This is a genomic window from Anaerobiospirillum sp. NML120448 (assembly GCF_023050945.1).
GTDB lineage: Bacteria > Pseudomonadota > Gammaproteobacteria > Enterobacterales > Succinivibrionaceae > Anaerobiospirillum.
Genome location: NZ_JALKIM010000035.1, coordinates 1 through 26,279 on the forward strand (window position 1 = coordinate 1; position 26,279 = coordinate 26,279).

Sequence of the window (26,279 nt, forward strand, 5' to 3'; positions counted from 1 at the left end):
CAAGATTCACTCCAGAAATGACCAAGCGTGACAAGATGTTTTTTCAGCATATTGGTTTAATCGAATCTTAGTGTTCCTGACAAGGATACTTCTTGCATGACACTATTCGCTAACTTTTAGGTTTAAAATTTTTTTGAGCTTATCTGCCCTCCCCAATTTAGGGCAAGCCAAGTTACAGGCATCAAGCCCAACTACCAAAAACATAGGACAAGTCTAAAAAATTGAAAAACAGCCACCTACTTTTTCCTTTGACCCGATGCATACTCAATGGCTTACTCATGACTAAACACCTGCCAAGCCCCCTACTCTGGCTCTTGTTCATATCCTGCTATGGGTAGTAGCCTTTGGACTTGCCCTTGCTTGAGCATATGGTCTTGCACGGTTAATTGCTACTAATATGCACCCAAAGCTTGCTCATAGACAGTGTCAGTTACAGTTGCAGTGGCAGTAGCTTAGATCAGTCTTTGGGACTGAGATTAACTTATTAGTTAGTGCTTGGACTTTAGAATGGCTATTACCTAAGGAAGATTTATTGATCAGTATAGCTAGTGTGAACCACCTTATGAGGTTCATCTGTAAAGGAACATCATAGCCAGAGCAAGGGAAGTAAATAGCTATTAGCTATTTTGCGAACTGTATCAATAATCGCTTATAGGCAAAAAAGGCTTATAGGTATAAGATGAGCTAAGGACACGCTGTTAACAAATTAGCTTACAGCCCTTAATCATGATAATACTGCCCTAGAAATAATTGCTTAAGTCCTAATTACACCTTGTTAGGGTCTTATGCTTTTATCTTTTGGTTAATTATGTATTTATGTTTATTTGTAGCTGTGGAGAGTTCTGATATTACTTTTGACACTCAAAAGTTTTTAAAGAATGACGATAAGCTTACTTGAATACTGTACTTGATGGCTCTTCTAACCTTTACCTTGAGTTGGCTAATTAATAGCCATGTACTTTTGTCTTACCCATTCAGACTAAATTATACTTTGACCTAATTTTAACTAAAGACTATTAGGCTATACTTGTCTAAGGTTAGCGCTACAATTTGGTTGACTATGTAATTAGAGTATTACACCAGCAATCATAACTTGCTTATACTAAAAGCTTGTTAATTTTTATATTTTAGGCTGGATCACTCTTACCTTTTGACCAACACCTCAGGTTAATGATTAAAGTAGATCATTCAAAGTGATGATGCTAAAGCACCATAGACCTAAATACAATAAGCTCTACGTGTATTTTGTTAGTAGCTAGTTTTACATATTTTATTATCTAAGCCTGCTGTTAATAAGTCTTTTGCTTAGGTATAGGAGATATAGAATTGAATTTGCAAATTAATGGTATCAATTGGGGGATGTCCTATGAAAATCGCACCCCTGCAAATAAAATTTGCAATATGATTTTGCTCTATGGTTATGTAACTAACCCCATGTTAGTTGAGACCTTTAACCTAACATTGCAAACTGTTACTTGCTATACACAACAATTACGCCAAAACCAAATTATTGTCCCTGGTGGCAAGGCTCCTTCAACTGGTGGCAAGCCTCCTACCAAATACATCCTTAATAAGGACTATACTCACAGCTTAGGCATTGATATTACTGATCATAATGTCACTTTCTTATTAATGGACTTTATGTGCAATGTCGTAGCCCAGGATGAGTTGCAATTACCTTTTAGCTACTCTAAAGAATACTTTGCTCAGGTAGCTAAGAGCGCTAAGGACTTTGTTAAAGCGCAAGGCTCCTTAGATAAGCTTAACAATTACGTTGGTGTTTCTGTTCCAGGAATTGTATCTGGCAACTTTGTTACCCGCTCCCATATTTTAGGATTATCTGATGTTGATTTTTCTCCTTTAGGCGAGTACTTAGGAGCTAAAATCATTTTAGTTAACGATTCTAATGCTGGTGCTTTATCTGAGGCCTTTACCACTAAAGAGCGTAACTTTATTTACCTCTCTTTATCTCATACTGTAGGTGGCGGCATTGTTGCTAGTGGCTTCTTAATGCAAGGCAAAAACAATCGTTCAGGTGAAATTGGACACGTAACCTTAGTTCCATATGGCCGTAGCTGCTATTGCGGTAAGGATGGCTGCGTTGATCCATACTTATGTGAACAAGCCCTACTTAAAAACGACTTTGAGTCCTTAGAAGAACTCTTTAATGTCTTTAATGCAGGCCCATACAATGGTGATTTGGCACACAGCGAGAAGTTTCAGAAGGCAGAGCAGGCACTTAAGACCTACCTTAAATATTTAGGTATGCTTTTGGATAACTTATCCATGCTCTGCGATACCCCTATTATTTTAGGCGGCTCTATTGGCCCATTCTTAAAGCCATTTTTACCAGAGATCAATAAGCGTGCTGTTAAGCGCTCCTTATTTGCTGATATCGCCCCTATTGCCTCAGGCTCTATTGAAAAGCATCCATCAGCTTTTGGCGCTGCTTTAATTTGCGTAACTCAAACTATTGCTGACTTCCAAGTTGAACCAGAAAACAACGAAAAGCCAGCCTCTTAGAGTAAGCACAAATTATTGTTATTACCACTCTTGCCCAGCCCACATTCTTGTGGGCGGCATTTTCCTTCCTCAATTCCCTCTTAAAACCATAAAGCTTTGATTTATGAGCCAGCTCTCTTGGAGCTAAATGGGGTTTATTCTATTTTTTTGCAGTTTTTGCAGTATGTTTTTGCAGCATTTTTACAAAAAACCGAAAATATTTTGCTCTGTTTGAAAAAATTATTCTGCGCTAGATCACACTATTTTAATACACTAAAAACATAAGGTTTTATGACCTGAGGTGCCTTTAATTAAACCGAAAATTTAACCAAAATATAATGCAATCGTTTGCTGTAAATCAATGAAATCTTGCCCAAACCACCTGTATTCTACTCTTTATAAAAGCTATACCTATAGCCGCATTATCCCTTTTATATGGCCTTTATCTGCATAAAATACATTTTTTTATAGAAAGACTGCAATCGTTTCATTATTTTGCATCATCTCCTCCAATAAGCATTTTTTATAACCTTAGCCTTTTGAGTTAACTTTTGGCTTAAATACGCCTTTTTACGCACTTTCGTAATAAATTACCTCTTGTCAACAACTTAAGCATCTCATGATTAAGCATTGGTTAATATAGCGTAGTTTTTATTTAATGCAGCGTGTTATGCCGTATTTTGAGCTGTGTATTATGACCTCAAACACGAGCTGACAAGTGCTCAGTTCAACTCGCTATGTTGTGTCTTACTTTTTTAGTCTTATTTTTGGTCATTTATTATGCAATTAATTAATTTTGGCTACGATCGCTCTTCTGTAAAAGCAGGCATTGCTCATATTGGCGTTGGTAACTTCCACCGTGCTCATATGGAGTACTATACTAACTTGCTATTAAATACACCAAGCCAAAATCAATGGGGTATCTGTGGTGTAATGCTCCTTGATAGCGATGAGCGTTTATATAAGGCTCTAAAAGAGCAAAAGGGAGAGTACACCTTAACCGTATGTGGCCGTAAGGGTAATGATGAAGTATTGTCTATTGGCTCCTTAGTTGAGGTCTTATGGGCTAAAGAGAATAAGCAAGCTGTAATTAACAAGCTTGCCAGCGCTGACATTAAGATCATCAGCTTAACCATTACCGAAGGTGGCTACAACATTAACAAGACTACAGGTGAGTTTGACTTAGAAAATGCCCAAGTTAAGCATGATCTAAATAATTGCAACGATCCTCAAAGCGTTTTTGGCTATGTAGCAGCTGCTTTACGTATCCGTAAAGAGCAAGGTATTGGCGGTGTTACCATCCTTTCTTGCGATAATTTACAGCACAATGGCAATACTACTAAGAAGGCCTTTTGCTCCTTTATTAAGGCTCTAGATGAGGATTTATACAACTGGGTACTTACTAATGTGACCTTCCCTAATAGCATGGTTGATCGCATTACCCCTGCTACCTTACCTCAAGATATTGAGCGCTTAAATGCTAAGAATGGTACCCATGATTTAGCACCTGTATATTGTGAAGACTTTATCCAATGGGTAGTTGAGGATAACTTTGTAGCAGGTCGCCCAGCTTATGAGCAAGTTGGCGCTATCATGACTGATAATGTTGACGCTTATGAGAATATGAAGCTTAACCTATTAAATGCTTCCCACACTTTATTAAGCTACCCATCTTTCTTAGCAGGCTATCGTAAGGTAGATGAGGCCTTAGCAGACCAAAACATTGTTACCTTTATTCGTGATTTCATGGATAAGGACATTACTAAGTATGTTCCAGCACCACAGGGCATTAACTTAGATGAGTACAAGCAAACCTTAATTGAGCGCTTTGCTAACAAGTCAGTATCAGACCAAATTGCTCGCTTATGCTTTGACGGTATCTCTAAGTTCCCTGTATACATTGTTCCAAACATTAAGAAGATTTTTGCTGACGGCTCTGACTTTACTCGTATTGCCTATCTGTTAGCTGCTTACCGCCAATACTTAAAGGTTCGTGTTGACGACAAGGGCAACAGCTTTGAAATTGCTGAGCCATGGCTCACAGCCGAGGACAAGACCGTGATTGCCTCAGACAATGCACAAGATTTCTTAGGTCTATCTGCCTTTAACGCAGTAAATTTAAAGGCCAACCAAGCCTTTGTTGATTGCTATTTAGCTATGGTAGAAGCCATTGCCAAAAATGGTGCCTATGAAACCTTAAAGAACAAAGTTCTCTAAGAGATCATCATCGCAAAAAAGAACTCTTTTAAACAGAACACAACAACACATCTTGCAAGGTGCAGGCAACCTTCTTAGCCTGCCCCGAACAAGAATCATACCATAAGGCCCTATTATCAGCTAACACCTGCAATGGGGCCTTTCTTACCTCACCAACCCCATCAACCACAATCCCACCATCTACCAAGCGCCCGCCCTGCTCCCTCGCAACCAATCGCACATAACATAGCAGCGCAGCTCAGCTCAACACGCCTTAGTGCAGCACCAAACAACCATCTCGCCCGCCCTTGCCTTATTTCACTAAACAAACTAGGGTAAATACATGAAATGATATAGATCACACTTTTAAAGCATATTGCACTAATCTTAATGTTTTGTTTTAGTAGGCATAAATCAATACTTTACATCAACTTTGCACTGACGTTTTTATACCCCCATAGGGTAACCAACTGTCTCCCCTATGTCTGGTCTATCTCAAAAGAGGTTTATAATAGAGCAATTAATGGACAACATGGCCAATTTACAAATCAAGGGGCAACCGTGATGATAAGTCTAGGAGAAGAACAAACAATTCAGGGCGTTTTAGAATATTCACCTATTTTGCACCCTGGACAGTTGTGTATGTTGCAGGCTGATGCATATAATAAGGCCTTTTCCTGTGCTGATAGTAATGTTTTAGTCAAGCTCATGAAAGAGTTTGATTATATCTACCTTATTGAACAGCTTGAGAGCATAAATCTTCAATCATTAAAACCACTAACAGAAGCGTCAAAAAGCGATCCTGAATATTGCATTTTAGATTATTGGCTTTCTGCTTTGAGTAATGCTTTAGAAGGTGTTGAGATTCCTGGGCGAGTTTATCCTGAATATAGTGATTTTGTAAAAAGTCGAGGCAAAGGCAAGATTAACTACAAACAAGCCTCATATCTCTTGCAAAACGAAGGCTTGCCCAAAGAGATAAAAGAGATACATGAAATTCAACCATGGATTGACGACATGCAAACCTTATTAGATTATCTCCATAAAATTCGCAGTGCGGAAAGTGCTTTATATCAGGCATTTAAAAAGTATGGTCTGCTTAATGACGAACTTAAGTTTAATCATAGAATTTTTTGCAGCCACCTAGCTTATGAAACTGCATTAAGTCAAGGATACATGTAAATAAAGGCCCCTTTTATGGGGCTTTTTTATTGCCTATTAACTGAGGTTGTTTATAACTAAAAGCACTGACCACAAGCGACGGTGTGATATGGCCGTTGGTATAGTTATCGGTCATATTATTAGCGATGCAATTAATGAACTAAATGGCATTATGGCCAATGATGAGGCCCGTTGGATTACCACTAAAAAGCAAGGTAAAGGCGGCGGCGGTAAAAAGTTTTTGATTGATTCTGAGACAGGCGTAATCTTAAAAGGCGGCCCGAAAAAGATGCGAGGCAAGCCGCTTAGGCGTGCTTTTGAAAGCAAAGAGCAACGCAAGCAACGTTTAAAGGAACGAGCCAAAGGTGCTAAAGGCTTAGAAGCGTACAGTCAAAAACGAAAGCAAGAAGAGAAGGAACAAGTCGCTAAAAAAGCAAAGCGCTCTGCTGCTGCTCAAAAGGGTGTTAAGACTAGAAAAGCTAACACTCAAAAACTTTTAGAAATTCATAAGTTTGAGCAGCAAAACCCAGGCAAGTATTTGGCTACACATTACGAGGCTAACGGAATTAACGGCGCAGCATGGGCTAAAACTCAATTGCAAAAAGCCGCTAAAGTCGCAGCTAAGCAAAAGGCTAAATAAGTACTAACAGCAAGGCAAGTGTAAAATATGAAGCAAGATAGTTTAGATAAAATCCTAGTATGCCTGTTTGCGCTTGCTAAGCATAGGGGCATAGCTTGCGATGATGCTAAATGGATTACTTACCACCCAAAAGGCAAGGGCGCTAATGGTGAGAATAAGAGCCACAAATGCCTAATTGATGAAACCACAGGCCAAATTATTAAGGGCGGCTTACCTAATAGCGCTGGTAAAAACATTAGGCAAGCTTTTAAAGACCTTAAAGAGCAGAGACAGCAGACCAAAGCTCAAAGCTCTTCTAATGCTGCTCAAAGTAATGCAGCGCAAACCAACATGCACAGCGCTGGGCTTTCAAGTCAAAGCGCACCTCACGCAGAGCTAGAGAGCAAGCAAAAGGAAATTGAAGAGCTTAAGGCCCAGATTGAAAAGCTCAAACAGGGCTTACCTGCTCAGCATGATGTTAAGATTGATACTAGCTTGCCTGAAAAGATTCCTAATGATGTGGTGTTACAAAACCGTAATCGCTCTAATATAGCATCGGTGCTACAGATGAAAGAAATTGCTAAGAATCTTGATTACTACAAAGTAGGAACTTCTAACGATTTTAATAGCGGGTGCCCTGTTGTTTCTTTTGGCTCTTATGATGCTAAGGACATGGGTAAAACCACAGTATTAGCCCCCCAAAAAGGCGAGCGCCTGCAAGTGCAATATCCCGTGGTCGAAGCTGATAGCGTAACCACTTCTAATGATAAAAGTGGCGTTGCTAATGAGAAATACAACAGTTCAGACCCTAATATTAAAAGGGCAATTGCTGGTAATGGTCGTATGACTGCTATAGCCACTAGTTATGACGCTTATCCTACTAAGGCTGAGCAGTACAAACAAGATTTAATAGCTAATGCAGGTGAGCACGGTTGCGACCCTGAAATAATTAAGGGAATGAAAAACCCTGTATTAGTTCGAGTGATGCAACCTAAGGACGTTACTAAAGACATTGGCGACCAAACTAATATCACTCAAGGCTTAACACTGAACACAGTGGAGCAAGCAAGAACTGATGTTAGTCGCATGAAAAACGCAAGCTTTGAAACATACGAAGACGGCAGCCCAACCGTTGAAAGTGTTAAGAGCTTTATTGCGGGACTTCCAAGAAATGAGCAGGCTGGCCTATTAACTAAAGAAGGCCAACCAACACGCACGGCGCAAGATAGATTACAAAACGCCATGATGATGAAAGGCTACAATAATGATTACTTGGTGCGCATGTGTGGACAGGCCATTAATCCAGAGGGCAAAAATATCATTAACGCACTGTCTAACGCCTCAAAAGCTTCACATCTTATATTTGCCATTAGTGGTCTAATGCCCTTTAGCTATCGCCTCTTACTAAGAGCTCCTATTAAAGCTCTCATTGTTAGTGTTGCTTGCTTGTTTCTTTATCCCATTAACCTCACCCCTAAAGCAAGGCTATAAGGGAGGTACATGGCTGCTACATTGGTTTTTACCTATTATGAGACTATAAAGCTCTAGTGCTCTTTATCTATCTGCACTTATAACTCCTATCTATGTGATCCAGTAAACTATTGTTTAGGAAGGCTCTCATTGTTAGTGTTGCTTGCTTGTTTATCTTGTTAACTTTTAGCCTAAGGCACAGCTATCAGGCCCGTTTATGGTTGCTACCAGGATTCTTTCTTATTATGTGCCTATAAAGATCTATTACTCTTTAGCTAACTGCATTACCCCGTCTCTGGGCTTAGTAAAGTATTGTTTGTGGTAGCGGCTAATTGTTCTTGTTTACTAATAGCTAAAAGGCACCACTATTAAGGCTATTGCATGGCTAGTAAAAGCCTCTTATCTTGTATTTGCCCTTAGTGGTCTAATGCACTTTAGCTATCAGCTCTTACTAATAGCTCCTATTAAGGCTCGCATTGTTAGCTTTGCTTGTTTGATTATCCTGTTTGGTTAAAGATTAAAACACAGCTATAAGGGAAGTATATTGCTGCTGCAAGGCTTCTTTCCTATTATGTGCCTAATAATGGTCTATTACTCTTTAGCTATCTGTACTTATTCTATCTCTTAGCTTAGTAAACCATTGTTCGATGTGGCGGATGTTTGTTCTTGTTTACTGAAAGCCTAAAGGTTCCACTATTAAGACCGTTCTATGGCTTGTAAAAGCTTCTTATCTTGTATTCTCCATTAGTGGTCTAATGCCCTGCTATCACCTCTTACCAAGAGCTCCTATTAAGGCTCTTATTGTTAGCTTTGCTTGTTTGTTTCTTTGTCATGTTAACTTCAAGCCTAAAACACAGCTATAAGGCCTGTATATGGCTGATGCAAGGCTTCTTCCCTATTATGTGCCTAATAAAGGTCTATTACTCTTTAGCTAACTGCATTAACCCGTCTCTGGGCTTAGTAAAGTATTGTTTGTGGTAGCGGCTAATTGTTCTTGTTTACTAATGGCTTAAAGGCACCACTATTAAGGCTATTGCATGGCTAGTAAAAGCCTCTTATCTTGTATTTGCCCTAGTGGTCTATTGCCCTGCTATCACCTCTTACCAAGAGCTCCTATTAAGGCTCGCATTGTTAGCTTTGCTTGTTTGTTTCTTTGTCATGTTAACTTCAAGCCTAAAACACAGCTATAAGGCTTGTATATGGCTGCTACAAAGCTTTTAGCTGACATGAGCCTATTCAGTTTTACAGCACTTTAGCTATCTGCACTTATCCTATCTCTGAGCTGAGTATAGTATTGTTGCTATTAGTGGCTGCCTGACCCGCTTATCTTATTGCTGAGGATTATACTTGCTTCTTATATGCTTGATTTGTTTGGTATCAATGGTGATAGAACTATTAGGGTTGCTTGAGATAATTGAGCTTTTTATTGAGCTTGATTGCTGCTAATTGGCTTTAAGAGAGTACCCTAAATATCGGTAACGAGCTTTACCTGATTATGACGTGCTATAGGCTTTAGGTGCGGGCGAAGTGATGGAAATATGACTATGGTTAAGAGCTTTTAGTTTAGTAGGCTTTGATTTGATCTTTGTTTTGAAGGGGCAGCTTGTTTTTATTTGCCTTGGTTTTAAAGTGCTAAAGGCAAGGTCAGACTACCTGTTAGTATGATGATGGGGTACTGGTTGAACTGGGGCGTAAAAATTAAAAAAGCCCCATTACGATTGAGAGATGGGGCTTAAGGTTGTTGTGTAAGTAGATTAGTGATTAATTCTTGGAGCAGTCAATCATAATCTTGACATCGCCAGCGGTGCCAGAGGCGGCACGGTCAAAAGCAGCTACAGCATCAGACATGTCATAGACCTTAGAGATAAGACGCTTAATATCTAAAGAACCACTTCTAATTAGGCGAATAGTACGTGGGTACATATTGGCATAGCGGAATACAGTCTTAAAGGTTACTTCCTTAGCCTGAGCAGCACAGATATCAAAAGGAGGTAAATCAAGAGGAATACCAGTTAATACTACAGTACCAGCAGCTTTTACATGCTCGCAAATATGGGTAACTACAGGAGCAGCACCGCAGCATTCAAATACTACATCCACGCCTTGACCATTAGTAAGGTCATTAACCTTAGCCTTAAGATCATCTCTTTTTGCATTAATGGTGTGAATGTTCTTATAAGAGCCAGCTACTTCAAGCTTAGAGTCAATCATATCAACAATGATTACATCAGAGCAGCCGCCTGCTAGAGCACAAAGGGCAGTCACGATACCAATAGTGCCAGCGCCGTAAACTAAGGCAATATCGCCAGGCTTAATACCTGCCTTGGTTGCTGATTGCATACCGATAGCAACAGGTTCAACCATAGCACCTTCGTAATAGCTAACTTCCTCAGGAAGTTTAAAAGTAAAGGCAGCTGGGTGAACAATAGTTTCGCATAAGCAGCCATCGATTGGTGGAGTAGCAAAGAAAGTGAGCTCAGGATCTAAGTTGTAGCAACCTGCTAAAGTCTCAGGAGAGTCAAAACGAGGAATACCAGGCTCAATACAAACACGATCACCCACGCTTAAATGAGTAACGTTCTTACCTACCTTAGTGATCACGCCAGAGGCTTCATGACCTAAAACCATTGGCTTTTCTACAACATAAGGGCCAATACGACCATGGGTATAGTAGTGAACATCAGAGCCACATACGCCGCAAGCCATGATCTTAATCTCTACATCATTATCACCTAAGGTCTTGCCATGTTCGTAATCATCTACAATAGCAATTTTGCCTTTTTCTAAAAGGGTAACAGCCTTCATAATTCACCTTAAACTTGGAAAATCATACTTTGCCGCTATAAAGCAATCAAACATGGTTAAGTGTATTGAGTGTCGATAGCAAGCAACCACACATGCTCGTTAAATAATGAACTTAATCAAAATTATTTAGTAAGTTCATTATATGCTTTCTATTTTCAAAATAAAGACCTTAGTAATATATTTTTATTAACTCTTGTGATCTGCTTAACAAAATCGATAAATGTTAATAGTTGATAAAAGCTATAAATACCTTAATAAAGCTAACTTTAAGGCTAGTAAGACAAAGGTTTGATTGGTTTTATTTAGCAGGTATTGGTACTGGCGCACCTACATACTCTCAAGTTTTACCTTTTGATCCTTTAACGGCACTTAATCATTTATTTATAGTTAACTTGTAAAAACAGTAACCATACTCGAGTTCTTAACTACGTGATTTTGCTATCTTATTCATTATTGAACTACGTAGCAGCTATCTAATTCCCTGTTTGCTCTCAAGCCTGTCTATCCCGTATAGCCTGATGCCAGTAACTAATTTAGTAGGCTCAAAATGTTGTAGGCAAGCTGTCGGGCTGCTATAGGCAACAGCTAGCTCACTTAAAGCTTAGGACTAACTTAAAATAAACTAACCAACTACTAGCAAAGAACTACCTTTGGTAATGTGCTTTTTAGTGTTCCCACGACCTTTTTCTTAAATAGTAAGTTGTCCTTTAATGATGAGCTTTTGTTGTTTTGAGGTGATGGATGTCTGTTTGAGCGAATGGAGAGCTGATTGGATCATAATAGCGAACTTCTAATCTAGTCTATACTCTTAAGAGACACGCTAAACTTAGCTTCGGTGTATTGAGTCGAGCCTTAAAGAAGTGCACTAGCTAAGCTGCTATACATTGATCAGAGTTGAGCCGTGCAGAGGTAATGCAATGTTTGCTAAGCAGCACCGAGGCTGGCAAAGCTGGCGTATAGCTATATAGTTTGCCCTTTAAGTTGGTATATTGCTCTATGCCTTAGCGTATTGAGCTGCGCTTAGATTTCGTATAGCCATATGGTTTGCCTTTATGGTGGTGAACTGCTTGATGTCTGAGCGTATTAAGCCATACTGAGCTGGCTTATAGCCATTAAGTTTGCCCTTTAGGGGAGTGTACTGCTTGATGTATTAGCGTATTAACCCGTGCTATGCTGGCGCATAGCCATATAGTTTGCCCTTTGTCGTAGTGTATTGCTTGATGTCTTAGCGTATTAAGCCGTGCTAAGCTGGCTTATAGCCATATAGTTTGCCTTTAGGCTGGTGTATTGCTTTATGCCTTAGCGTATTAAGCCGTGCTAAGCTGGCTTATAGCCATATAGTTTTCCTTTGGGGTGGTGTACTGCTTGATGTCTTAGCGTATTAAGCCATACTGAGCTGGTGCATAGCCATTAAGTTTGCCCTTTAGCGTGGTATATTGCTTGATGTCTTAGCGTATTAACCGTGCTTAGATTTCGCATAGCCATATAGTTTTCCTTTGGGTTGGTGCATTGCTTGATGTCTTAGCGCATTGAGCCGTGATAAGCTGGCTTATAGCCATTAAGTTTGCCTTTAGGGTGGTGTACTGCTTGATGTCTTAGCGTATTAAGCCGTGCTAAGCTGGCTTATAGCCATATAGTTTGCCCTTTAGGGGAGTGTACTGCTTGATGTATTAGCGTATTAACCCGTGCTAAGCTGGAGTATGGCCATAATGTTTGCCTTTGGGGTGATGCATTGCTTGATGTCTTAGCGTATTAACCCGTGCTAAGCTGGAGTATGGCCATAATGTTTGCCTTTGGGGTGATGCATTGCTTGATGTCTTAGCGCATTGAGGCGTGCTTAGCTGGCGTATAGCCATATAGTTTGCCTTTGGGGTGGTGCATTGCTTGATATCTGAGCGCATTGAACTGAGCTTAGCTGGCGTATAGCCATATAGTTTGCCTTTGGGGTGGTATACTGGATGGCATCTTAGTGTGTGCTGATTAATGTCTTTTGATTATGGATAATATGCTCAAGCGCTAATAAGAAGTTGCATTGCTAATATTCATCGTACTATCAGCTATAGCAAAGCTCGTTTGTTTAAACTGCTTTGAGGGTTATGGGCTGGGGATTTTTTGCAAAAGCTCTAACTTTTTTGTCGGGCATAAAAAAAGCCTGGCAGTTTTGGGACTGTCAGGCTTTTGATTATAATTTTGGCTTAGTTTGTAGCATTTGAAAACTATGATCTTGCAGAGCGCCATGTAAGCTGATAGCAAAACAAAGGTCTAAAAGCCTTTATAGTGCTAAGCTTGGTGGTTTAGCAAGGCTTTAAGATCTCTAGTTCAAAAATGCTAGTTAGCAGGCTGATTAGACCATACTAAACTCGGTATCACCCCACTATCACTAGTAGGAGCAAACTCGTTAATGTGCTAGCAAATTCTCTAATAATAGAGATTGCTTGTTGTTAGTCCTTAATTGTTAGTTGCTGTTTTGCAGGCATATTGCTATACCCTAGCCTCATGTTTTAATCAGCACAAAAATAAGCATATAAAAACCCATGCTTGCTTATGCAAAGCGCAAGCATCTACTCTAATATGAAATTAAGCATTATTGTTCTTAGCTTTCAATACCTAGAACAAGAGTCTTGATGAGCTTTAATCCTCAACTTCAACTAAAAGCTAGGCTTGACGCATTACGTTAAACTTAGCGTAGGGCTTTTAAGATGCAATATTTTGCACTGGCTTGAGTGTTACTAAATTTTTTGCTGATTATTCTTTGGCTGATAAGATGGGCTAAAACCACTTAAAGGCTAAATATCAGCTTAGCTAGGCAGCACGCTTAATTACTACTTTAAGATCTGTTGCCTAGCCTCGCCATGAGCGAACTATTAAATCTAACTGACTACAGCACCTCGTAAAAAAGTGTTAAGTGTCTTTTAAACAGATGCAGCGTAGAAATTCTGTAATCTATACTGGGCTTAAGTTGGTTAGGGCTTAAGTCTAGTGTTTTGTTTAGATAACCTTGTATCAGCAATTACCACAACCACTCAAAGTTCTGCTTTGCTTTGCTTCTTCCTTAGTGGCTGAGTGCTGGTTTTATTAAAATTTAGCAACCATGCTTATCATGCTGATATAGGCATGGCTACTAAAAAATGTAACTTAGGTTTGGGTAAAGCCCCTTCATACTTCAAGGTTCAGATAAGTAAGAACTAGTAGCTATAGGGCTTTGATTAAATCTTGTTAAGGCAACTAGTGCCTGATTTTTTAATAAATCTGAGTACTAAGACTTTAGAGCCTTTGCTACAGGCCTAGAGCTTAAGCGCCTAGGCCTGTATGGTATTACCTCTTAACCCTTGACCTTTTTAATAAAGGTCTTAGGCTTATGAGGGATTAGTGACCAGAGTTAACAGGGAAGTTAGCACCATCACGGTTTACGTGGAAGTAGGCAATACTATCACGTAAAGAGTGGAGGGCAACTACTGTCTTATCAATGATCTCTTGGCTATTTTGAGCCTCATGGTTAGCATTTTGGGCTAAGTCAGAGATATCGTGAATATGTAGTGAAATCTCATTAGTTGCAGCTGATTGCTCCTCAGCAGCTGAGGCAATCTGAGTAATCTGCATAGTTACTTGATCTACGTGATCAATCATTTCATGCATAGTGTGCTCAACCTGAGCGGTATCCTTAGAGGTAGCTTCCATAGAAGCAACAGAGGAATTAATGGACTCAGCAGCGGCAGCAGCATCTTTTTGAATGTCAGCAACCATGCCAGCAATTTCCTGAGTTGAAGCACTAGTACGGCTAGCAAGAGCACGAACCTCATCAGCTACCACAGCAAAACCACGACCAGCTTCACCTGCACGAGCAGCCTCAATAGCAGCGTTTAATGCTAATAAGTTAGTTTGAGCAGCAATCTCTTCAATAGTATTAACAATAGAGTTAATGTCTAAGGAGCGCTTAGCAACCTTTTCTACAGCGTGAGAATTGTTAAGCACAACATTGCTTTGCTCACGAATAGCCTCAATAGTCTTTTGGATACGATCTACGCCACTATCAATAATGTCCTTAGTGGACATGGATAAGTGGGAGGCATCTTCACAGTTTTTAGCAATATCTTGAGTGGTAGATAACATTTCCTCTGAGGCAGCGGAAACAGTAATACTCTTACCCTCACACTCGTTAACCTTATTAGCAATATTACCTGATAAAGTAATAACATCTTGTAAGGCCTTCTCAGTGATTGCAGAGTTGTCCTTAACTGCGCTTATAGCCTTATTGAGGTTGTCACGCATGATGCGGATCTTATTAATAATATTGCCAAAGTCATCCTTGTTAAAACCTTGGATCTCAAAGACAAAATTACCACGGCACATCTCATCAATAAACTTACCTTGACGATTAATGCAATGAGTAATGTATGAGCAAATGATATAGGATAGCAAAATACCAAATACTACGGCACCAAGAGCTACGCCCAAGCATATATAGGCATCACGCATATTAGCTGCTTCTTTGGAGAGCTTTATTACTGTGGTATTTTGTAAATTACCAATTTCAATACAAGTATTGAAAATGCCAGCAATGGATGGTCTTACTTCACGTAAATAGTGGTATAAAGCTGTACCCTTGCCAGATTTAAGAGCCTCAATATTATCATTATATAAGGCCCTAATACTATCGACTCGGTTAACCAATTGTGTAGTTAGGAGATTAAACTTAGCACTACCTTCAATCTCGTCATTGCTCGAACTATTAGCTAAAGCCTTACTATCTGCTAATACATTGTTTAAAAGACGTAATGACTCCTCTTTGAACTTGCTCTGGCTAGCAATAGAGTTTGGAGCATCGGATAAATAAGCTAAGGTTAGAGTATCAAACTTTCTTACATCTACCTGTAACTGAGATACACGATTACCTGAATTACCTAAAATAATGGCAATATACTCAGCTGTTTTGGTGGTTGAATAAACAGATAAATAAGAAATGGTGGAGACCATAATGGTCATTAAGATTAACACCGTAGATAAAATTACGAGCTTGACCTTACTAGTCAAGTTGTAAAACCATTGAAACATACTCTACCTCGCTAGAAATTATGCTCTGCTTTAAAATAATGCTAAGCATTAAGGTCTACTATCTAATGGTTAATAGTCATTAACACACAATTTTAGGTAAGAAGCGTTAAAGCTATCAAAGCATGTGAGATCAAAAAATAACTTTCATCATGTTGCTGCCCTAAGCCAGAGGCAGCTATATAAAGTTTGTTTTACCTAAAATCAAAACAAGGATCGAGGCAAGTTTTCAGTTATCAAAAAGATAGCACCTTAGTAATTTTGATGTAAATCAATATTATTCCTAGCATTATCTCCACCTTATCTTTGTTTACTTTTTAAAATGGAAAAATGCTAGCTTATCGTGTTAAAGCTTATAAGGCTTAGGCTTAGGACTAAAGCCTAGTAGATCTAATAGCCTCAGAGCTAATCCCTTATAGGTTTTAACATGTGACAAGTAAGTGAAACTTTAAAAATATACCAAATAAACTTTTGCCTTTTAGTTGCACCTAAGGCAATTAAATTAGTACCTTGTTCATAGTAGCAGCTATAAAAGTACCAACAAAACTTAAGAAGAGCACTCCAATATTGAGTGAACTAACCATCACTTGAAAATTACTAAATAGCCTAAAGGATAGGACGAGCAGTTATCTCAAGTATAATTTGTACCACCTAATATTTTCGTATCAGAGTTGGGTATCACCATAGAGCATGGTTATACCGACAAAGAAACTTTCACCTAAAGCAAGAAACTTTTGCCACAAACTAAGCTTTAAAATATGAACAAGCTTAGATTCATCATTAACTCTAAAAATAAGTTTTACAAGCGCTTTGAAGTTGCTAGAACTCATGAATTTCTGTTAAAAAAACAAAACTTTCATGAGCGGTTGATGACTACTAGATCGGAGTTAAGATCCAAATTAACCACGAATACCAGCAAATAAAAAACATTAATGCACCGCAACCAAGGTTAAGGCTCTACTTTAAATAGGCTAAAAAATTAAAGATAACTCTTAGTTAAACTATGTTGTGACCAAGCTTGTGGTAAGTGGCAAAGAAATATCAATTAACTAATACGTAGGTGCGAACTATCATAAACAAATAGCAAGCTTGAATTAGTAATTTGTCCTGGACATAAGACTAGAAAAGAAATTTAGAAATGATGCTAAAAGCTTTCCTAGCCTTATGTTTGCATCTCAAGTCTGAGCGCAAGCAACATACTTACGAAGCTCAGTTCTTGTTTGACTAGGACAATGATATCAACTGCAACATTATACTTAGCACCAAAGATTGTTAGCTAAGCATTCCAATTTAACTTGGCATAGTGAACTGTGATTCAAAGTAATTCTTTTAGCACAATTTTTGATAGCTTAAACCAAAAAACTATCAGGAGCGTGCAATAACCTGCTTGTGATAAGACTTAAACTTTATTAAACCTCATTAAGAGGCAAATTTAGTATAGCCTTCAATAGCTACGTATGTTCACACTTTTGAAAACATTTTGCAACTAAATCTTAGATAATTTCACCAAAATCGACCACAATACTATTAATCACTTCTATAAATAAGCCATTTATATCTAGTAATGTCTATGTATCAGCAACTTGTATGACCAATAAAGAAAAAGCATCTTTTACATACAAATTATCAAAATATGACAGTTAATCACATTTCATCCATGTTAACTCCTCAAACCGCTCCTTCCCCTTACAGGAAAAACCTTGCTCTACCAAGCCAATCTTTACCAAACCAGCCCTTAAAATGACTCCGCAACAAAGCAACCCCTAACTCTGTCTATCCCCCTGCACTGCCACGCCTTGCTACGCACTACCAAGCAGCGCTATTACATCACTCCGTACTTTACCGCTCTTAGCTCTTAATTGACCCGCTCAACCGTCCATTACCCCAACTCGCTTTGCCCTGCCCTGCACTGCACTGCCACGCCCTGCTATGCATTGCCAAGCAGCGCTATTACATCACTCCGTACTTTACTGCTCTTAGCTCTTAATTGACCCGCTTAACCGTCCATTACACCAACTCGCTTTGCCTTGACCTGCACTGCACTGCCACGCCTTGCTACGCACTGCCAAGCCGTGCTCTTACATCACTCCGTACTTTACCGCTCTCATCTCTTAATTGCCTCGCTCAACCGTCCATTACCCCAACTCGCTTTGCCTTGCCCTGCCCTGCACTGCTACGCCTTGCTACGCACTGCCAAGCCGTGCTACTACATCACTCCGTACTTTACCGCTCTTAGCTCTTAATTGACCCGCTCAACCGTCCATTACACCAACTCGCTTTGCCTTGCCCTGCACTGTCACGCCTTGCTACGCACTGCCAAGCAGCGCTATTACATCACTCCGTACTTTACCGCTCTTAGCTCTTAATTGACCAGCTAAACTGTCCTTTACACCAACTCGCTTTGCCTTGCCTTAAGTAGCTTTGCTGTGCCTGCAAAGGGCTATCCATCAAAATAAATCCTCACTATAGCTCTCCAAACGCTACTCAGGCCAGCCTTGCTTTGCAATTCCGTGCTGTGCTCCTATCAGCACTCCCTGCTCCACTGTACTCTAAGATATCCCTTTTTGCTGTACTTGCACTTGCACTTGCACAGGCAATAGTACTCGCACAGGCCACTAGCACTAACGGCTAAAAAGAGGATTAGCGCCAATAATTAACAAGCAGTCTATTTTTCGCTGTTGCAATGAAAATATGTTGCGTCATTAGGCTGAGAGCTCAATGTCTAGATAGCAGCTGCACTTTGCTGTCTCAATATGAGTATTCTTATCTTATGTCAGAAGCTGCGCCTCGCTATTCCATGATAGAGCATGAAACGACTTCCTATCCCTGCAAATGCTCGCTATACGCTGTCCTTGTAAAGCTTCACTATACTTTATTTAAGACACCCCACTATGTTTTTACTTGTCTGGTCTTAGCAGGCTTTGCTGTAATGCATAGGGCCATCAATTAACGTAAATCATCGCTATGATTATCCATGACCTGACCAGCTGTGCAAAGCACTACTATCAGATGCTTTTCACTACTTTGTTATTTTGGCGCTTGTAAAATTGCGGTAGGATTTACAGAAAACACGTAAAGAGAGACCATAAGATTTTTTGCAACCGATATTAACTGTAAGGCAATTACTGGCTATGCCCAGAACCGTGAAAACCACGATTGCAGAGCAGGCTATTACTTGCACTGCCCAGCCATATCATGACACTTTACTAGCCCTTATCTTTGTTAGGCTTTTGTACACGGCTCCTGTTTGACTTAACGTTTAGCTCTCGCTCATCTCTTTTACCTAAGGCTTACTATTAACCATGCTAAGGCTAAGTCCTATGCGAAGGCGAAGGCCAAAAGCCAAGGCTAAGAATTAAAGCTACAAAGTTGCGGCAAAAAACCTGATTACCATAGCTTAATAAAGCTTTTTAGTGATTGAACACTAAGAATTGACATAGCATCCTAGGTATTAGCTTTTGTCCGTGGTATGGTTAAACACTAAGGGCTTTATTAATAGCCCCTATCCTGCCTATAGCCAACTAACTTTTGGTACTACTTTTCATTTGCTTTAATTTACTGAGCCAAAGTTCTGTTAGTTGTTTGCCCATGCTTAACTGCTTATATCTTTGCCATCTAAAGGGAGATGAATATGACATCGATTAAACAAGCTTTTGTCCACTGCGTCATTAAAAACGCAACCAATGCCTCAGATCGTGCTAGTCGCTCTGAATTTTGGTGGTTCTTCCTTTTTGCGGTAATTATGGGAGGTGCTTGCTATGCAAGCGCTACTATGGTTCCTCATGCTGGCTGGGTATTAGCAACCATTTTAGCTATACCTACCATTTGGCTTTTTGTCATGACTTTTATTCGCCGTTTACATGATCATAATCTGCCAGCTTTGGTATTGGTTTTACCTGTACTTCCTTTTGCTGTGCTTTATCAACTTACTGGTGAGTATTTCATCATTCCTCAAAGCTATACAGAGCTAAGCGTTGGCTTATATGCTATTAGCGGCATCATCGTACTGTATTTTATTTATTTGCTCTTTAAGCCAGGTACTTTAGGCGATAATCGCTATGGCACCGATCCAAGCCACGGCCCAACCAACCCTCAAGCTCAAAAGGCAACCAAAGAAGCAGCTAAAAATATGGCCGCTCGTGAGATTAAAGAAATCAATACTGCTCAAGAAAAAGCCAAGCAACAAGAAAACAAGAGCACTCCAGCTCCTGCCGAGCCAAGCACCAAAGACCAGGCTTTACCAGAAAAAGCTCAGGACACAAAGGAAGCTGTTGCCCATAAAGCTCCTGAGACCAGCAAACAAGAACCAGTAAAGGAAGACGCTGCTAAAATCTAAGCTTCCCCCAGCTAAAGCCCACCCAATGCCTCAACTAAAATACCTTAGCAAATACCTGTTTTAGCAAGCAATTTAGTTGAGGCTCAACATACCTATAGGGTCATCATCAAAAAACCTGAACTTACTACCAAATTACTCACAGATTTAATACAACTGCTGCCATTTAATAAGCAAGAACGCAAGCAAGTCAGTAAGTAAGCAAGCAAGCAAGCAAGCTTTGCCTGTTCTTAAATAAGCTACCTACAACACTGTAGCTACCCGTGAAAACTTAAGGTTTTGGCCCTCTTTCTCCTAATTCCCTCTTTCTCTTTTGAGAATAGCTTTCTCTAATCTCTATCACTATCCTCACCCTCTCCAAAGCTAATATAAGTCTCAAAGCACAGATCTAAAACTGTTTCGACAAACAAGCATGCATAGGGTCTACTGCTACAGATAATTAGCTAAGTAGTTAGCAATTCATTGGCTTAGCTACGGGCTTTGATATAGGGTTGGCTATAGAGAACAACTGCTCATATAACTGAATTTGCTTTGCTTTTGAATGAGCAATTTATTGATAGCCCCTACTTTGAAATTTGTTATTCTTTGCTGCCTTGCTTACTTGGTAGGCCTAAAAATGCTTAATTTGATGCTATCTGGTGCGTTTAAAAGGATGATAAATGCTTGGATGAGGTAAGGCTTAGTTTTTTGTAAGTCGTTGATTTGAATAGCTTGTGCACGTGCACAGTATACTGACAAGATAAAAGCTACCTATTTAAAAAAAGCAAAGGGACATAAGATTAAACATCTTATGTCCCTTATATGGTCTTAACTTTGACTTACTAAATTGACCTTTGTTCTTTTAACTTACTTATGCTGGTAAGAAAGCTAAGAAGAAGGACAAGATAGCTGAGTTTACAAAGTCAATGAATAAGGCACCTACGATTGGTACTACGAAGAAGGCCTTTGGAGATTGACCATTGGCACCAGTAAAAGTCTCCATATTAGCCATAGCGTTTGGAGTAGCACCCATACCGAAACCACAGTGACCAGTGGCAATTACTGCTGCATCGTAATCCTTGCCCATAACACGGAAGGTGATGAAGTAGGCAAATAAAGCCATAACAATGGTCTGAACTAAAAGAATGGTTACTAAAGGCACAGCTAAAGCTGAAAGCTCCCATAAGTTCATGGTCATAAGAGCAATAGCTAAGAAGAGCTGAAGTGCAATAGCGCCGATTACGTTAATTGAGTGTAAAGGCACATTCTTGTGGAAGAAATCTAAATAGTTACGAATAGCGGCAGCTACCATCATAGGGCCTAAGTAAGCTGGAATAGTGATATTTACAGCACTTAAACCTAAGATGATGAAGTGACCAATACCCATAGCAATAATGATGTAGCAGGTAGCACTAAATAGTAATGGCTCATCAATATTCTTTTGCTCTTTAGTAAGCTTACCCTCAATAATATCAGGGTTCTCTACTACGTGATTAATTTGCTCTTCTGAGGCCTTTAAGTTGTAACGGGCCATTAAGCGCTTGCCAATTGGGCCACCAATCATACAGCCTGCAACTAAACCGAAGGTAGCAGAAGCAATAGATGCGGTTAAGCCAGCCTCTAAGCCCTTATCAACTAATAATGGGCCGAAAGCAGCAGAGGTGCCGTGACCACCAGTTAAGGAAATAGAGCCAGTGGCTAAGCCCATGAAGAGGTTTTGGTCAAACAAATAGGAAATTGAAATACCAATAGTGTTTTGAACCAAAATCAGGCCAATAGAACAACCTAAGAACAATGCTACGGCATAGCCACCAGTTAAGAGCATCTTAAATGAAGCAGCAAAACCAATGGTTGTAAAGAAGGCGAGCATTAAGAGATTCTTAAGCTGAGCATCGAAGGTAAACTGGAAAGTTCCAGTTTCGTGGCCAAATAGGGTAACGAAGGAGAAGATGATACCGCCAATTACTGGGGCAGGAATAAAGAAGCGCTTAAGGACAGTAAAAATTTCCTTAATCCAGCGACCTAGAAGCAGTAATGCTACTGCAATCGCTAGGGTCTCCTCCATACCGAAAGTATATGTAAACATGTAGGTTACCTTCTGAGCAAATGAATGGAAAGCTAAGCTTGTGCAAAGCGTACAGTGAAGCGGTATATGAAAATAAAAAATTTATTAGTAGCTAGTTAGGTCTTTACTTTATTACTAGAGCAAAAAGCTAAATGGCCACCAAAAGTCTCTTTACCTTATATCTACTAGCTTCACCTTTAATAAAATTAAATCTCTTGAGTCTATTAATTTTTAATAAACACAAGTTAGTTGCGACTTAAGCTAAGGACAAGGATCACATAGGCTAAGTCAAGGCTTGAGCATAGAGTTTAAGACAATAAACCCTTTGCTCATCAACTTGCTAACTTCCAAGTGGGAACAGCTTTTTAACTAAAAGCTTAACTACTGCTATATCCTAACAACAACAAATGTTTGTCTTTAAGAGCTTGATTACTTACAGAGCAAAACTCATTGGTAAAAAAGCGCCACAACTTGGGAATAGGCAAGGCTGCAAGCGACACTGGAAGACAGCTTACAAGTACCTAAAAAGATGCTCTTTTAGTAGCAAGTTAATTTCACTTTAAGTATGTTTTGCACAGTGCTCTGACAAGCCAAAGGCTTGCAGCTCGTGAGTTTTGGCTCACAAATAGATCCGCGCACTGACTTTTGCACAAGGCTAAAATCTGGAGCGTTTCTTTGCCAAAGATATTTTTCTAGTACACCCTAAGATAATGTTTGGAGACAAAACTTAATGCTAATTTTACCTTCAGTAAGATAACCACAAGAACAATCTATGACATCTTCAAAAGCATGTGTGATGTCCAAAATTAGTTTTGTTATTAGGTTCTATCCTAAACTCTTAAAGTGCAAAATCTAAAAAAACTGCATTAATATACAGCAAAACAGCAATATTTAACAAGAAAAACCGATCCAATAAAGCTTGAGTGCGACGGTTTGATATTTTTGTATGTTAAGAGGAGTTTGGCAGGATTAAGATAAGAGGCTTAGATATGGCATTTTTGACCACACAAGGATTAATTAATCCCAAAAAAGTGCATTTTTACCAATTAAAGACCCAAATCAGTGCATTTATTCAGATCCTATTAAATGCATAATTGTATGGCTCTTAGTTGAGCATAGGCTGCTATATAAGCAGCCTAATTGGCAAATAAATAGACACTATCATTAACCAATGATAATGCCTATTTAGCTATTACAATGCCGCCTTAAGCACAGCTACTACATCTAGCTCGGTAAAAGGCACAATAAGGCTGATAAAGGAGCTACCCAATACTTAGGAACTGAAACCAATTAATTTGATCTTCTTTTAGGTGTTTTTGCTTTAGTAATCTAATACTAGAGCTTGTAAACAACCAAATTAATTGATTACAGTTCCTTATTAATGTGTTTTGCCATGTCAGCAAAATGCTCTGATCCTACCTCTAATGCACTTAATGAGCTTGGTACGCCAATTTCTCTAAAGAACTTTGCTAAGCCATCAATACCAGCTTTAGCTAAGGCTAAATCACTGTCATAGTCAGCTTTATTAAGCTGCATGACATTACAAGCAAAATCAACGAAGGTAATGGCCACGAGCTGGTTTTAATTTAGTTCAGGAGGGTATTGCTGTTTTGAAAAGGCAGGATTGCAATGAGCTTCAAGCTAACAACTTATAAGCTTAAGCTTAAGCTTGTATCAAGCCCTTTAATATGACTAATAGCTGACCACGAGGAAAGATAAGCACTACAAGTGTTCTAGCGCTTTAGCACTCTTGTGCCTTAGCGCTCTTGCGTTTGCTTATTAAAGAAATGCACCTATCAGGTACAACAAGATGTTACTTTGCTTAGGAAGTAAGATAAAAAAGGCCAAAGTGAAACAGAATTTTCTACATTGGCCCTATTAGTAATTCTAGCAAGAAGAGATTAAATATTGGGTAGTCAAAATTAACTTATATAGAGTGATTGCTAATTAATAGCTTTTCTCCCTATAAGCAACATGATTTGTTTGAAGTAAACACAAATTTTGATTAGCTCTTAGCTGCGATAGCGATCGTTAGCTGTAAATTGGAAAACTTTTACGTCTTTAGGAGCCTTGGCGTAAAGATTCTCTAAATAAGCTACTTGAGCATTGGCACTATCAATACCATTTACTTGAATATACCAAACTTTTTTCTCACCGTCCCAGCGATAGTTGGAACGCTTGAGCTCGTCCTTAATATCAAATGGAGCACCATAGGCATCAACACGATAAGTAACACGTAAGGATGATTCAATTAGCATCTCAAAAGCTTGAGGCATTTTGTACATCAAATAACATAGAGCTAAGCAATCAGTGCAGGCACGGTGGGCATCGTAAAAATAGCCCTGAGACTGCACAATGAACTCGAGTTTTTGACCACCGATATCAAAAGCAGACCAGTCAATTTCTTTTTGTGAGCAAGCCCATGGCATTGGCTGCCAGCTACCAAAACGACGCTCAACAAAAGGACGATCAAACTTAGCATTATGGGCAATAACTAAAGGGTTATCTGCTACAAAGTTTAAAATCACATCTTCATTAAACTTTTGACCTTTAACCATCTCATCAGTAATACCTGTTAATTTAGTGATCTCAGGAGGAATAGGACGATTAGGGTCTTCGTAACCATCATAAATGCGATCAATGGATAAAATGCGACGACGAGTAAAAGAAAAGGTACAGCGCACCATACCAAGCTCGATAATCTTATCGTTATAGTGACTAATACCTGTAGTTTCAGTATCTAAAAACACCACTGCCCATATTTTTTCACCTTCAATAGGATCGCCAAGCTTAATAGGCAATAGCTCTTGCACATCATCTCGAGTAAAAGGCACCCTTTCTAAGAGTTTAAAGTCACTTGGATGATTTCTAATATCTTCGATTCTATCAAGCGGAAACATCACGCCATCCTCTTGCTAATTACATTTCTTATCATCTAACGCAATCTAGCAGACCTTCCAAAATATGTTTATGAGCCTAACTAACAACTATAGAGATCCACTCCATCTCTACTCCCTAGCTAAGTCTTCAAGAATCACATAGATTGCTAACTAATATATTTATTATAGTTCTATCGGGTGCAAAACAAAATAGTACCGCCATTTTTCCATGATTAGTGCCCACCCTACTGATCCTAACAATGACCTCACTTGGCACTAAAAAACACTATTTTTTACTAAGCACACCCCCAGTCCCAAAGCATAAAATCCCTTAAATAACATATTTTATCTTGACTCTACCTATGTTTACTTGCTTTAAAAGCCACCAAAAAAATACCTCCTCAAAAAACCAACCACCACAGCAATATCCACTGCCCCAGCCACACTATCCCTTTCAACCAAACTATAGCCAGAGCAAAAGTTATCCAGCCTCTTGCAACTTTTACCTCAAAAAAATCCTTATGACAGCAAATTTGCTGTTGTACTGAAACAAATCTATATATGGAAGTTCAAAGCTCATACTTATAAGCTAACTGCTAACTGTAGGTTTAGGCACTTTCATAATAAAGTAAGTGCTCTTTAGTAATGACCTACTTAACCTTGGCAAATCAATCATAAATGTTTGTTTCTTTATTGGAAGTACTTGTGCTTAGTTAAATGCTTCTAGCGTTTAGCCACTGGTTAGGTAAAGTTTATTTTGCTCCTGATTGTTTTTCCTATCAAACATAAGTGCCTGCAGTAGTAGTAGTAGTAATAGCCAGCTTTGGTTGAGTAGCACTTAGTTTATTAGAGATCATCGAACTTTGTAGTGAGCTTGTGCGTTATGTCGTTTAAAGTGAAGCTATAAGTAGATGCTGCTTTTAAGGTTTTTGGGATTAATAAAATATTACAAGAGTATTGTTGAGTATGGATTACCTGTTCTTACAGCTATCTTATTGTTAACCATGAAGTATGTGCTTTCATTTTGAAGTGTTTAAGATATTGAGATGATGCTCTATCCTTATTTTGATAGCTATTCTTTGTTTTTGGTAGCAGCACATAAACTTAACTCTAAATTGTTTCTTTTCTAGCTGTTAAGTGTGTCGATTTATATTGATATTTCTGAATAGTAATATTTTAGTAAGGAACAGCTAATTGTTGTTTTGTTGCCAAAAATTGGAA

General features: G+C 39.1%; 11 protein-coding genes. 6 read left to right on the top strand and 5 right to left on the bottom strand.

The genetic code is table 11. The annotated features are described in order from the left end of the window. Nucleotides 1-1,326 precede the first annotated feature (1,326 nt). The 5 genes from MXE38_RS07220 (at nucleotide 1,327) to MXE38_RS07240 (ending at nucleotide 7,969) form a co-directional block, all read left to right on the top strand. Nucleotides 1,327-2,523 carry an ROK family protein gene (locus tag MXE38_RS07220; RefSeq protein ID WP_246913555.1) on the top strand — a complete coding sequence of 399 codons (1,197 nt, stop codon included), beginning with the start codon at nucleotides 1,327-1,329 and terminating at the stop codon, nucleotides 2,521-2,523. A 759-nt stretch (nucleotides 2,524-3,282) separates the two neighbouring features. Beyond that, complete coding sequence (locus MXE38_RS07225) at nucleotides 3,283-4,719, top strand: mannitol dehydrogenase family protein (RefSeq protein ID WP_246913557.1); 1,437 nt, start codon at nucleotides 3,283-3,285, stop codon at nucleotides 4,717-4,719. A gap of 540 nt (nucleotides 4,720-5,259) precedes the next feature. Then, a complete protein-coding gene (locus MXE38_RS07230) occupies nucleotides 5,260-5,880 on the top strand; it encodes a hypothetical protein (protein ID WP_246913559.1) in 621 nt (206 codons plus the stop codon). Nucleotides 5,881-5,968: 88 nt separating this feature from the next. Beyond that, nucleotides 5,969-6,499 carry a hypothetical protein gene (locus MXE38_RS07235; RefSeq protein WP_246913561.1) on the top strand — a complete coding sequence of 177 codons (531 nt, stop codon included), beginning with the start codon at nucleotides 5,969-5,971 and terminating at the stop codon, nucleotides 6,497-6,499. Nucleotides 6,500-6,526: 27 nt separating this feature from the next. After that, nucleotides 6,527-7,969, top strand: a complete 1,443-nt coding sequence (locus MXE38_RS07240) for a hypothetical protein (protein WP_246913562.1) — start codon at nucleotides 6,527-6,529, stop codon at nucleotides 7,967-7,969. A 1,740-nt stretch (nucleotides 7,970-9,709) separates the two neighbouring features. Here the strand turns inward: MXE38_RS07240 and MXE38_RS07245 are convergent. Next, nucleotides 9,710-10,753, bottom strand: coding sequence for an NAD(P)-dependent alcohol dehydrogenase (locus MXE38_RS07245; RefSeq protein WP_246913564.1), 1,044 nt, complete (start codon nucleotides 10,751-10,753; stop codon nucleotides 9,710-9,712). A gap of 3,366 nt (nucleotides 10,754-14,119) precedes the next feature. Continuing rightward, complete coding sequence (locus MXE38_RS07250; RefSeq protein WP_246913566.1) at nucleotides 14,120-15,805, bottom strand: methyl-accepting chemotaxis protein; 1,686 nt, start codon at nucleotides 15,803-15,805, stop codon at nucleotides 14,120-14,122. A 3,628-nt stretch (nucleotides 15,806-19,433) separates the two neighbouring features. Between MXE38_RS07250 and MXE38_RS07255 the strand changes: the two genes are divergently transcribed. Then, on the top strand, nucleotides 19,434-20,138 hold the full coding sequence (locus MXE38_RS07255) for a DUF805 domain-containing protein (RefSeq protein WP_246913568.1): 705 nt from the start codon (nucleotides 19,434-19,436) through the stop codon (nucleotides 20,136-20,138). Nucleotides 20,139-20,985: 847 nt separating this feature from the next. Here the strand turns inward: MXE38_RS07255 and gltS are convergent. The 3 genes from gltS to MXE38_RS07270 all read right to left on the bottom strand — a co-directional run bounded on the left by gltS (nucleotide 20,986) and on the right by MXE38_RS07270 (nucleotide 25,079). Further along, nucleotides 20,986-22,200, bottom strand: a complete 1,215-nt coding sequence (gltS, locus tag MXE38_RS07260; RefSeq protein WP_246913570.1) for a sodium/glutamate symporter — start codon at nucleotides 22,198-22,200, stop codon at nucleotides 20,986-20,988. A gap of 1,344 nt (nucleotides 22,201-23,544) precedes the next feature. Beyond that, nucleotides 23,545-23,751 carry a hypothetical protein gene (locus MXE38_RS07265; RefSeq protein WP_246913571.1) on the bottom strand — a complete coding sequence of 69 codons (207 nt, stop codon included), beginning with the start codon at nucleotides 23,749-23,751 and terminating at the stop codon, nucleotides 23,545-23,547. A 440-nt stretch (nucleotides 23,752-24,191) separates the two neighbouring features. Next, nucleotides 24,192-25,079, bottom strand: a complete 888-nt coding sequence (locus tag MXE38_RS07270; protein WP_246913572.1) for a 3'-5' exonuclease — start codon at nucleotides 25,077-25,079, stop codon at nucleotides 24,192-24,194. Nucleotides 25,080-26,279: the final 1,200 nt, after the last annotated feature.